Origin of the sequence: Paenibacillus sp. GCM10027628 (genome assembly GCF_042676385.1) — a bacterium.
Lineage (GTDB): Bacteria > Bacillota > Bacilli > Paenibacillales > NBRC-103111 > Paenibacillus_E.
The window spans coordinates 1-12,144 of sequence record NZ_JBHTHA010000044.1; the positions used below are offsets into that span (position 1 = coordinate 1).

The following is a 12,144-nucleotide window of genomic DNA, read 5'->3' on the forward strand; positions in this document are numbered from 1 at the left end:
GGTACGTACGGTGGTGTGGGAGGTCGGCTACTCAACTAATGGGTAGCCTCCTACCCGATTATTTACTAGGTCACAAGATCTAGAAAACTAGTAAAATTCTATTGTAGTTCTCTTGATTTTCTGTTAATATTTTCTTGTGGACAAATTGTGACAACCCAGATTTGCATCGTCTTCGAATAGATTCATAACTCCAAATCATTGAACACTTGTAACAATGGAAAGGGGGTGTAGCTATGAAAAGACTTTTTGCCAATGTTGCAAACCGCGTATTGACAGCGATTGCACGCAGACAGGCCATTACTGGATGCGCTTGGGCGTGCTATGAACAAGAACTTCCTGAAGAATTACAACAATACAAACGCGAGTATATGGAGCGTAAAACTGCTAAGATTGCAAACGCATGAAATCATTAGAGGAGTCTTCCTTTAGTCCTGGAACAGACTAAGTGGAAGTCTCCTTTGTTATTGAATCGAATTACTTGCTATCGTTCAATTTTTTCGCTTCATCAATATGCTTTAGGAATTCTTCCAAAGCCAGGGAAGATGATTCGAATGCGCCATACCTTGCCTGGACATGTTCTTTGTTCCGAATATACGCGTGAAGGAGACTGACAATAAGGATGGCAACCATTCCAATAAATATCCAAATGTACAACGATTGTATATGTAATGCGAACCAAGATACCTGCAAATAAGTAATCCCAACTAACAGGACTGTTGCCCAAATAAAGTTTTTTCGATTGAAGGCATATTTACCAACAAATCTTTTTGTTATGAAAGATAAATTAACCTTCCTTTTTCTTAGGAACCAAGCCGCCGCAAACAATAATAATGTATAAATACCGTTCACTACGGTATAATCCGCGAGATTCGTAGTAAGCCTTTCATTAGTCGTTAATCCAAGCGATATTCCTATAAATGAGATAAGCATATCAATCGTTACTATAAAAATATATCCGGTTGCCACTACAATAAAAGCATAAAATAATGGATAACGTCTAATTAAAACTAACAAAGAGACAAAGACGAGAATCGTCATTAATAAAAATAGAGGGCTCTGAAGTACAAATTTGGTGTAATAATTAGTAAAGGTTAACGCTAGAACAAGTATGGTAAGCTTAAGATCATAGATTTTATCCTCGTAGAAGTTTTTTCCGTTAAAAACATGTGACTTCTTTAGTGGGACCTGGAATAGACTAAATATAAATACGACAATCGCATAATAAGATACTCCTGATACGATCATCCTGCATAAAACCTCAAAAAAATCCATGTGACACTACTCCCTTTGATTTACTGCCCCTCTTGGAGGTTAGTTCTTTGTTGAATAATAACACCTGTTAGGACAAGTCTATAGTCATAAAGAATATGTAGAATGATTGGAATTAACAGACTTCCACTCAGAAGGAAAATGAGTGTCAACATAACACTCAAAATGAAGCTATTTATAATTCCCCTCCATCCCTGAACAAAATGTCCAAAACTGAAAAAAACAGCGGCCACAACAAAACTCATCCAAGCCGCCATTGAAAAATCGCGGAATAGAGCAGGCATCAAACCACGCCACAACACCTCTTCACAAAAACCAACCGTTATTGCTACCAGGATAAAGACTTTACGTTCGCTTTTCGTTAAAGGCATAGAGTCATTCGTAATGACCTCTTGTTTTACCAAATTCCGATATTGAGAGCTTGAAAGGGCTAACACAACGGGTAAAACCTCAGAAACCAGCCACATGATAATGACAGTCCACATGCATATTTGGACAAGAGGGGGCGCTTTTATTTTATCAATTGTAACGATGTGTAGATCCTTATTCAATGCATAAAGGCTAGCTGTAAGTGCCCAATACCAGCCAATTAAGTGTAGATAAAATCGTATTTTCCCTAATTTGGACAAATTTCGGTAATAGACGAAGCCGAGCAATGGAAAAAACACAATAAGAAGAACCGACACTATATTCATAGGCTCAGATAGCTCCTTTAATCTCTGGAAAGTTCAATTAACTTAGCCTAGAATCCGAAGCGTTCGGCTGTCTTTTGAAGACTTTTTAATAAAGTTAACGCTTGCAGGAAAAAGATAATTGAAAGTAAAGGAGATTGGATCAAAAAATTGATCCCGATGACGCACGCGGCGGCGATTTTCAAGGCAGGATATTGATTCTCCGTAAAACGACTGATATTCGTTGGAGCTCTCAGCAATGTAATCCAAAGGGCAATCACATTGAGTACAACACCTGTATACCAAAAGTTAATCGGTAAATAAACAGAAGTAAGCATGAAAACGCTTGTAAGAATATTGCAAGCATTCGGATGCTTCAGATGCAACCCGCCCGAAAAATAGCGTAAAATCGGAAATGCGACTAAAGGAATAAGCGAGTGCAAGAAATCACCGGTAAAGATACAAATGATCTCGACGATCGAAACAATGATGATGTAATTCATCAGATTGATCAAAGCATGCTTAATGACGTTTACAGAAGACGATGGCTCTGTCGAATTGTTATGTATGGAAGTTGCAATCTTCTCGGCTAAATCATTGACTAGCATCGTATAATTCGCCTCCTCTAACTGCTCCTGTACTAACTATACATAAACCATTATACCAAAAATTTCAAACTTTTTTTGCACTATTGCCTTGTATTTTTCGATCTGCTTGGACATATGGCCAAGATTACTACCGAAAAAGCCCAAATCTGTACCAGTTAGGCCATCGTACATTCTTTGGACTAGGGCTAAACGTATATTAACACAAACCTATAAGAGGAGTGACCTCAAACCATGGCTTATCAAGCAAATCAACCATATCAAGGAAAATTCCAGTGTCCCCCAGCGGACCCGATAATGACAGACCCACAAAGGGTCGTAAGAGATTTTTATCACCCGCAACGAGTCCAGGTCGTACATCCGATTGAAATCATTAACAGGCACCACTGTGTGCCGGTGTATGAGCATGTGTATACGTGCTCGGAGAGAGATGAGTATTGCGGGGGGCATCCGCATGAGGGGTATATGAGAAGGTAGCTCACTAAAGGGAGTCGGAAACAGAGCCGGCTCTCTTTCTTTTTATACCAAAAGCAAATAGGACTCAAAGATCTATACAGCTACTTAGTATAATTGTATAATTATGTATAATATTGGAGAAAAGAGGTGTATTTATGTCGAATAGAAAATATCCCTTGAAAAGGGAAAAGCGTGACTTGCGTGATTATCACTTTATGAGCAGCTCGTTCAAATCGCCGGATGAACTACCGAAGAAAGTCGATTTACGTTCAACCATGCCGCCAATTGTGAATCAAGGCGAGTTAGGCAGCTGTACTGCAAACGCCATTGCAAGCGGATTAAGGGAGTATTTGCTCATACAGGGTCATGAGAAATGGACAGCACTTTCCAGGCTGTTTCTGTACTGGCACGAGCGCCAACTGGAGGGGCACATTGAAGAAGATTCAGGAGCCTACATCCGCGACGGTATGAAAGTGCTGCAAAAGATCGGCGTATGTCCCGAGGAAGATTACCCGTACGTCGTTTCTCATTTCAGGGACACCCCCAGTCAAATCGCTGAAAAGGATGCGGCCAACTATAAAATCAGCGAATACCATCGTATCCCGGACTTATACGCACTCAAGGCCGCGCTTGCAGAAAGCTCACCGGTTGTTATCGGCATGATGATCTACGAAAGCTTTGAATCGCCCGAAGTCACGCAAACAGGTAAAATTCCAGTCCCCAAGAAATCAAAGGAACGCGTTTTAGGCGGACATGCATTGCTTGCAGTCGGCTATGTCGACAGTGGCAAAGCAGGCTATGTTATTGTTCGTAACAGTTGGGGCACGGAGTGGGGGGATCAAGGCTATTGCTATATTCCTTATAAAATGTTTCAGGATCCCGACTGTGTGATGGATATGTGGACGGGTAGATAGAGGCAGCACATAGGACAGGCTCTGTTGGTGATCAGTTCATCCCCTTTTGTGAGGGGGTGAACTTTCTTTACGTCCGAACAAAAAAAGGTGCCACATCACTGTGCCACCTTTAGACGCATTATTTTATTTGAAAATTCGTTGCTGTGATCGAATCAACAATTTGCTTTTCGTTCGGATCTTTAGCGACCAACTTGTCTAACAGCGCTTGATCGTTCGTTCCTTGTTTTTGTAAGGCGGCAAGATACCATCTGGCAAGCAATCGGTTCGCTTGATCATCGAGTTGATCCGTAATGTACGGCTTAATCATGTTGGCAGCAGCCGCGTAATCACCGCGCATGAAGGATACTTGGCCGACATTCAACGCAATACTTGGAGTCACTGTGAACTCACGCCCTTGTAACTGGCCTTTAGGCAAGTTTTTAAGAGACTCGATTTTTTGTTGAACTTCCTTATAAATAGCTAAAACGTTGTCCAAGTGTTGATTGAACTCTTTCGCATCGTTCTTTTCTCTCGCTTTATTCGCAAGTTCGATATTCAGAGAAATGCTCTTCTCATAAAGATCGATATACCACGGATAGTTGGGCAATTGAGCGTTGGACCAATCCAGAGCGTCTTGCTGTTTTCCTTTGATCAGAAGCATGTTCAATTGCTGCAAAGCTACCATCCGGTTATGGGGTTCTTTTTTCAACAACTGATTGAGTAGATCTTGAGCTTGATTGAAAAATCCATCAGCTTTCGTCGGATCTGTCGTCTTCATTTGATTATAGACTTGCATAAGTATGCCAATTCGACTAAGTTGACCCGTTAACAAATAGTCAGGATGTGCAGGATGCAACGAAATGGCTTTGTCCAAAGGAGCGACAATCGTATTATAATCTTGGCTCTTTTTCACAACCTCAAGCGATTGTTCGTAAGAGCTGTTCGCCGAGACGAGCTGTGCTGAAATATAGAACATTACCACAGACAACACGGTTAAAAGTGCCGGAAAAGCTTTATGCAGAGCCGCCGAATCTGATTTCAGTCGAAGCGGAGCTGAAGTAGTATTGGATAGCATGCCGCCAAGAGCAAGGAACAGCACGGCCCCCAAATATACATAACTCAAGTCGAAGTCAATCATACTGTGAGCCAATAGCGAGATCGTTACAATGAAGAAAAGAAAATGCCGGTCTCTTTTTTCTTCAGGACTTTTAATGTAACTACGAATATAGAAGATCATAACCGCAATAACGAAACTAACGAAAGCAAGGAACCCGAGTGCACCAGCCTCTACCAAGTATTGTAGCGCGAAGTTATGAGCCTGGCGGCTTGTGTAAGGATTGTTTTGGTACTTCTCATAAAGTGAGGCCCAAGCTCCTCCACCTGCCCCGATAATCGGGTAGTCCGACCAAAGCTTCACAGCATCTTTATAAAAAGTACCGCGCTCCAGAACGCTGTGCTGTTGGAAGTTAATATTTGCTAGACGCGTTTTTACGTTTTCTGGGAGGGCATTTTTAAGGCCCGTGTCACTGAGTAAAAGAAAAGCAGCGAGAACACCGACGATAATAGCGGCGATTGGTAAAACGAAGTTTGCAGACTTTTTAGCCGCGAAACGAGCTGTGATTCGCTCTAACCAAGGAGCGCCGAAGAGTTGAATAACAATAGCTAGCGCTGTGAATACCACCGATGCAATCAGCAAGATCGACCAGCCGTGCCAAGAAACAGATGCGCTAGGTTGTTTTTGCAATTCCGTACCGATATTCGTGATTTTTGTAAGAATAGCCAGAGAAGCAGCGAAAGCAAGTCCAAGTTGTATGAGAGACAATATCTGTCTGCTTATAGATAGAAAGAAAAGCATGATCAAGAAAAGAATAGGAATAATGACAATCGCACCGCGTGAAAGCGTAAGCCAGAAAGATACAATCATGGGCACCATCATCAGTGCATGAGGAAGAACCGCGTACCATTTGCGAGACTTTACAATGAAAAATAAAGAACCCAGGAAAAGCATGATTAGGTAGGCGGCATACGTATTGGCATACTGAAAAACAGACGTAAGACGCAGGCCATTGGAATCTGTCATAACCGCATCTCTATAGTTATATTGATTACTCGCATCCATGGTAGCGAACCAGCTAACGAGATGGCCGGCGAAGTTCCCGTTACCTAACCAGTGCAAAAGACCGAATAACACAATCACATAACCGGTTACCATCAAGATACCAGCAGCAATCGACGTTCCAAGCTTGTTTTTTGTCAGAAATACGCCTAAAATGAAGAAGGTTGTATACAGCATCTGGATGTAGATCATGTTTGTTGCCAAATAATGGGATGCTGCATTCGACAAGGAAATGACATAAGTTAGTGGCATAATCACAACCAGAATGGTCAGCACATCTTTTTGTTCCTTCAGCTTGTACACAAAGAAAGCAAAGATTGCGATTAGAAGCAAAATGATGGAGGACCATACGGAAGCCGAGTAAATCGATCTTTCGAAGTCGTAAGTCCCACCATTAAACAACCCACGCTGAAACGGGGCCCAGAACATAAACAAACCTACAAAACCAATAAGAAGCCAAAAGATAACAGAGCTTTTCTCTGTCGATATCGTCCCGTTCGCTTTCGCTCGCGAAGCCGCGTACGCATTCTTACTTGCACTCATGACAAACAGTCTCCTTCTTCGCTAAAGTTCGAGTTTCATTTTAGCATAGTGAGGGAGTGGGAACAATTTTTTATGATTTTTTTTAGAATATCAGTAAAGTTGCCGGAGCTGCAAAACAAAATATTAATATATTAAGGGTGGATTTAGTTGGGAAAATACATTCGAAACTTTATGAAATATAATCATTTGCTATGGGAACTTGTAACTAGAGATTTAAAAATCAAATATAGACGTTCATTTTTAGGATATCTTTGGAGTTTATTAAATCCACTTTTGACAATGGTTGTGCTCAATTTAGTTTTTTCTAATTTGTTTAAGTTCGATATTCCTAATTATCCGATCTATATGCTTACAGGGCAACTTATGTTTAATTTTTTTTCAGAAGCAACAAATGTAGCAATGTCATCAGTGTTTTCAAATGCTTCCCTCATAAAAAAAGTATATATTCCTAAATACATTTTTCCTTTATCGAAAGTCTTATCTAGTTTAGTTAATTTACTCTTCTCTTTGGGAGCTATTATTATAATGCTTTTTGTAACTAAAGTTAAGATAACAGCAGCAATACTATTATTCCCATTACCGCTTATTTACATTTTTCTTTTTTCACTAGGTGTAGGAATGCTCCTTTCTTCAATATCAGTTTTTTTTAGAGATATATTGCATCTATATGGGGTACTTCTTACTGCTTGGATGTATTTTACACCGATCTTTTATCCAGTGAATATAATCCCGGATAAATTTAAATTTATTGTTGATTATAATCCACTGTATTATTACATTCAATATTTTAGAGATATCATTTTATATGGTAAATTACCAACAATACAATTGAATTTAATATGTTTATCGACCGGTTGTATTACGCTTATTTTGGGAATGATTGTTTTTTATAAAAATCAAAATAAATTTATTTTACATTTATAAAAATGATGAGGTAATTATGGAATATTCAATTGAAGTTAGTAATGTATCAATGAAGTTCAACATGAGTCGTGAAAAGGTTGACAGTTTAAAGGAGTACTTTATCAAGGCTATAAAAAAAGAGCTTATGTTCGAAGAATATTGGGCCCTTAAGGACATATCTGTAAAGATCAAAAGAGGCGAAGTTTTTGGTATAGTCGGTTATAACGGTTCAGGAAAAAGTACTCTTCTAAAAATTATTGCAGGTGTTTTAAAGCCTACTACTGGATCTGTAAAAATAAATGGCAGTATTGCCCCATTAATTGAGCTTGGAGCCGGATTTGATATGAATTTGACTGCAAGTGAAAATATTTTCCTGAATGGAGCGACTCTAGGATATTCTAAAAAGTTTATGCAACAAAAATTTGAAGAAATAATAGAATTTTCAGAGTTACACGAGTTTGTTAATGTACCACTCAAAAACTATTCTTCAGGTATGATCGCAAGACTTGGATTTTCTATTGCAACCTTAGTCACGCCAGAAATTTTAATAGTTGATGAAATACTTGGTGTTGGAGATTTCAAGTTCCAACAAAAATGTGAATTGAAAATGAAACAAATGATGGGGTCAGGAACTACCGTAGTATTGGTTTCTCATTCCATTGAGCAAATGAAGAATCTTTGTGACAGAGTTTTATGGATTAATAAGGGGAATTTTGTGGAAATCGGAGAAGCAATTGAAGTATGTAATAGATATACCCAAAATTAGGGGATAAAAAATATGTAATATGGCTAAGAGTGATATGATGTAACACTTAGGAGTATACTTTTATGCAGTTAATAAAAAAAGTTAAATTAATTATTAATGCCGTTAGAAGAGTTAGGAATAAAAAAAATATTATCAAAAGTATTTGTATAGTCTTTAAGTATGAAGGCCTTAAAGGTGTATGGGATAAAGTTAACTCTATAACACCAAAACTAACGGCTAATCAATGTGATTATGAAACTCCAAAAAAAGTAGACTACACAACCTTCAATGAATTGCTAAAAATAAATAGCCAAAAACGCAAATTTTTAATCTTAATTCACGAAATGTCTTTAACAGGTGCACCAATTGCAGCGCTATTTGCTGCAAAAATATTGAAAGATAATGGTGATTTCCCTGTTGTTGTTTGCGAAAAAGACGGACCTCTAAAGAACGAGTTCGCAAAGCATGAGATTACAGTTCTTATTGATGCCGAACTTAATCAAGAAAATCATTTTAAAAAATTGATTAATAAATTTAATTTGGTAATAGTAAATACGATTGTTCCAGCGATATTTATTACTTATTTAGAAAAAGAAAAACTACCTGTTATTTGGTGGATACATGAGTCAAATTTATCATACAACACTTGTCCGACGCCTCTTCCAAAAATACTACCTGAGCATATTAAAATTTACTGCGTTGGTGAGTATGCTAGAGCAGCATTGTTAGCACATAGAAAAAAATATAATGCTGAGATCTTGCTTTACGGAATTGAAGACATTGCTCAAGAACTTAATGTAATTTTTGAAGATGAGAAAATTGTGTTTTCTATTGTTGGAACAGTTGAATTTAGAAAAGGCCACAAAGTATTTATTAAAGCAATTCAATTGATGCCTGAACATTTGCGCAACAGATGCAAATTTATAATTGTTGGGAAGAAAGTGGATAATATTTGCTATGATCGCGTTCTAAAGCTAAAAGAACAATTCCCCGATCAGGTAGAGCTTATATCGGAACTGCCAAGAAACGAAATTATAAACATTTATAAAAAAAGCACAGCAGTTGTATCTTCTTCTTTCGATGATCCAATGCCGATTGTAATGACAGAAGGCATGGCATTGTCAAAGATATGTATTTGTTCAACAGGAACAGGCACAGCATCGCTCTTACAGGACAAGCGTAATGGTTTTGTTTTTAAAAATGGAGACGCCAAGGATTTACTAAGAAAAATGGTTTATATTATTGAAAATCCTGAAAAACTTGACAAAATAAGATGCGAAAGCAGAGAAATATATGAAAAGTATTTTCAAATGTCGGTTTTTAGAGGTAATTTATTAAAAATAATAGTAAATATCATGGAATCAAGTTAGGTATAAAATTTAAATTCGGATTTAGAAAATAAAAAAATTACAGGATGTGTGTAAGATGAAATATGATTATTTAATAGTAGGTGCTGGATTGTTTGGTGCAATTTTTGCTTATGAAGCTAAAAAACGTGGTAAGTGTTCTCTTGTTATTGACAGACGTTCTCATATAGGTGGAAATATTTATACAGAAAATATCGATGGTATTAACGTTCATAAATATGGTGCGCATATATTTCATACAAACAATGAAGCTATTTGGCAATATATCAACCAATTCGCCGAATTTAATAACTATATAAACTCACCCGTTGCCGTATATAAGGATGAGTTATATAATTTGCCTTTTAACATGAACACTTTTAGTAAAATGTGGAATATTAAGACGCCAGCAGAAGCACAGAAAATCATTAAAGAGCAAATTGCCGATTTAGGAATTACAGACCCTAAAAACCTGGAGGAACAAGCCCTATCACTAGTTGGTAGAGATGTTTACGAAAAACTTATTAAAGGTTATACAGAAAAACAGTGGGGACGATCTTGTACGGAACTTCCAGCGTTTATTATTAGAAGATTGCCATTACGTTTTACATATGACAATAACTATTTTACTGATCGTTATCAAGGTATACCGATTGGTGGTTACACTCAAATTGTTGAAAAAATGCTTGATGGCATTGAGGTTCGCTTAAACACTGATTATCTAAAAATGAGCGAGCTTGAGAAAGCTTCTGCAAAAAAAATTGTTTTTACTGGAATGATTGATGAATATTTCGACTACAAGGAAGGAAATTTGGAATATCGTTCGGTGTTTTTTGAAGAAGAATATCTGGAATGCGAAAATTTTCAAGGTAATGCAGTTGTTAATTATACAGAACGGGATGTGCCATACACCAGAATTATTGAGCACAAACACTTTGAATTCGGAAAACAGTCCAAGACTATAATTTCTAAAGAATATCCAGCTGAATACAAAGAAGGTATGGAACCATATTATCCTATAAATAACGATAAAAATACTGCTGTGTACGTTAAGTATAAAGATCTTGCCAGCAAAGAAGAGAATGTGATATTTGGTGGTAGACTAGGTAGTTATCAATATTATGATATGGACAAAGTAATCGCCGCGGCGCTTTTAGCAGTACGACGAGAGTTTCATGAATAAAACAATAGTTGAGGGGAAAATAGAATGAGACATGTTGTTTTTAACCAAGATAATTATAATTGTAGAGGTGGAGGGCCAGGAGGATATATTTCTCGGTTATACAGAGGATATGGCGAAAGGGGCTCATCTTTTGTTACAAATAATGACCAGATAGTGGATATTAATATCATGTTTGCCGATAGCAAAGAAGGTAGATATCCCTGGGGACAAATTTTGGATAATATAAAGAATGATTCTTTCAATAAAGAATTGTTAAATTTGCATGCAAGTTTTAGGAATATGCATGAAGAAAGTGATTGGGGCATTTATGATTCAATGCTGTCTCTCCCAAGCATTAAACTTATGCGCCAAATGTACCTTGATGATTTGGCTTCTATACATGTTCATGGCTCTTATGATTTTTTTAAAGTATTAAACATTTTAAAATTAAATAAAATTGAAAATGATGTTGTTAAAATATTAACTACACACAGTCCAGTACCGCTATTTCAAGAAATATATGAAGATAATTTAATTGCTCAATTTCCAAACAATAAAGCCTATTGTGATGATTTAAAAAGATTGCTTACTTATAGGGAATTATTGGCATATAGAAATGCAGATGTACTCATTTTCCCTATAAAAGAAGCTATAGATAGCTATTATGAATATTCACCTGAACTGGGGAAAATAATAGATTCTAAACCTGTGTACTATTTTTTAACAGGCTCTGCTCCCTATGAAGTTAAAACCCCGGTGGCAAACTTTAGATGTAAATATAATATACCTCTAGATGCTAAAGTTGTTGGATATATTGGCAGACATGTAGTAGCAAGAGGTTATGATACTCTAAAAGAAGCTGCTATTGAAACTTGGGCAAAAGACCCAAATGTTTATTTTGTAATGGCTGGAGAATTAAATGCCTACGGTGAGCAACCTATAACAGATGATAATAGATGGATAGAAATCGGTTTTACAGATTGTCCAGGTGATTTTATAAATTCACTTGATTTAGTTATACAGCCTAGTAAGCATAATTATTTTGATCTTTCAATGATTGAGATTCTGTCACTTGGCAAAATTGTGCTAACATCCTATGTAGGCGGTATGAAATATTTTGCCGACAATACTTCAGGTGTAATTACTTTTGAAAGATATAATGCTAGTTCGTTAGCAAATAAGATCGTTGAATTTTTCAAATTGGAATCAAAAGAGTTAAATAAAATGAAAAATGAAAATCTTGATTTATACAATAATCACCATAATGAGGAAATTTTTTCAAAAGAGTACACTAAAGTAATTTCACAAATTTACCAAGATTTTAAGATTAAAGAACCTAAAATCAGAGATATACAAATTCCAGGCTATATTTCTGCTTTTTCTAATAGAGTCTTTTCGAAAATGGCCCGATTTTATAGAGGCAAATAAGTACTAA

General features: G+C 37.0%; 11 protein-coding genes. 7 read left to right on the top strand and 4 right to left on the bottom strand.

Features of this window, described 5'->3' with window-relative positions; translation table 11 throughout:
• The first annotated feature begins 233 nt into the window (after positions 1 to 233).
• Positions 234 to 404: a cyclic lactone autoinducer peptide gene (locus tag ACFQZT_RS27140; protein ID WP_379305126.1), complete on the top strand. Its 171-nt coding sequence runs from the start codon at positions 234 to 236 to the stop codon at positions 402 to 404.
• A 70-nt stretch (positions 405 to 474) separates the two neighbouring features.
• Here ACFQZT_RS27140 and ACFQZT_RS27145 read toward each other — a convergent pair whose 3' ends face one another.
• The 3 genes from ACFQZT_RS27145 to ACFQZT_RS27155 are packed head-to-tail and all read right to left on the bottom strand — an operon-like array spanning position 475 to position 2,548.
• Positions 475 to 1,272, bottom strand: a complete 798-nt coding sequence (locus tag ACFQZT_RS27145; protein WP_379305128.1) for a hypothetical protein — start codon at positions 1,270 to 1,272, stop codon at positions 475 to 477.
• A gap of 20 nt (positions 1,273 to 1,292) precedes the next feature.
• Positions 1,293 to 1,964, bottom strand: a complete 672-nt coding sequence (locus ACFQZT_RS27150) for a CPBP family intramembrane glutamic endopeptidase (protein WP_379305130.1) — start codon at positions 1,962 to 1,964, stop codon at positions 1,293 to 1,295.
• Between the two features lie 47 nt (positions 1,965 to 2,011).
• Complete coding sequence (locus tag ACFQZT_RS27155) at positions 2,012 to 2,548, bottom strand: accessory gene regulator B family protein (protein ID WP_379305132.1); 537 nt, start codon at positions 2,546 to 2,548, stop codon at positions 2,012 to 2,014.
• A gap of 608 nt (positions 2,549 to 3,156) precedes the next feature.
• Between ACFQZT_RS27155 and ACFQZT_RS27160 the strand changes: the two genes are divergently transcribed.
• Positions 3,157 to 3,915 (top strand): C1 family peptidase, encoded by a 759-nt coding sequence (locus ACFQZT_RS27160; RefSeq protein ID WP_379305134.1) that lies wholly within the window; start codon positions 3,157 to 3,159, stop codon positions 3,913 to 3,915.
• A gap of 118 nt (positions 3,916 to 4,033) precedes the next feature.
• Here the strand turns inward: ACFQZT_RS27160 and ACFQZT_RS27165 are convergent, their stop codons facing one another.
• Positions 4,034 to 6,553, bottom strand: a complete 2,520-nt coding sequence (locus ACFQZT_RS27165) for an O-antigen ligase family protein (RefSeq protein WP_379305136.1) — start codon at positions 6,551 to 6,553, stop codon at positions 4,034 to 4,036.
• Between the two features lie 147 nt (positions 6,554 to 6,700).
• Between ACFQZT_RS27165 and ACFQZT_RS27170 the strand changes: the two genes are divergently transcribed.
• The 5 genes from ACFQZT_RS27170 to ACFQZT_RS27190 all read left to right on the top strand — a co-directional run bounded on the left by ACFQZT_RS27170 (position 6,701) and on the right by ACFQZT_RS27190 (position 12,137).
• Positions 6,701 to 7,477 (top strand): ABC transporter permease, encoded by a 777-nt coding sequence (locus tag ACFQZT_RS27170; protein ID WP_379305138.1) that lies wholly within the window; start codon positions 6,701 to 6,703, stop codon positions 7,475 to 7,477.
• Between the two features lie 16 nt (positions 7,478 to 7,493).
• Complete coding sequence (locus ACFQZT_RS27175) at positions 7,494 to 8,222, top strand: ABC transporter ATP-binding protein (RefSeq protein WP_379305140.1); 729 nt, start codon at positions 7,494 to 7,496, stop codon at positions 8,220 to 8,222.
• Positions 8,223 to 8,284: 62 nt separating this feature from the next.
• Positions 8,285 to 9,571 carry a glycosyltransferase family 4 protein gene (locus ACFQZT_RS27180; RefSeq protein WP_379305142.1) on the top strand — a complete coding sequence of 429 codons (1,287 nt, stop codon included), beginning with the start codon at positions 8,285 to 8,287 and terminating at the stop codon, positions 9,569 to 9,571.
• 55 nt (positions 9,572 to 9,626) lie between these two features.
• Entirely contained in the window at positions 9,627 to 10,730 is a 1,104-nt protein-coding gene (gene glf / locus ACFQZT_RS27185; RefSeq protein ID WP_379305144.1) for a UDP-galactopyranose mutase, read from the top strand.
• Between the two features lie 24 nt (positions 10,731 to 10,754).
• Positions 10,755 to 12,137, top strand: coding sequence for a glycosyltransferase (locus ACFQZT_RS27190; RefSeq protein ID WP_379305146.1), 1,383 nt, complete (start codon positions 10,755 to 10,757; stop codon positions 12,135 to 12,137).
• Positions 12,138 to 12,144 lie beyond the last annotated feature (7 nt).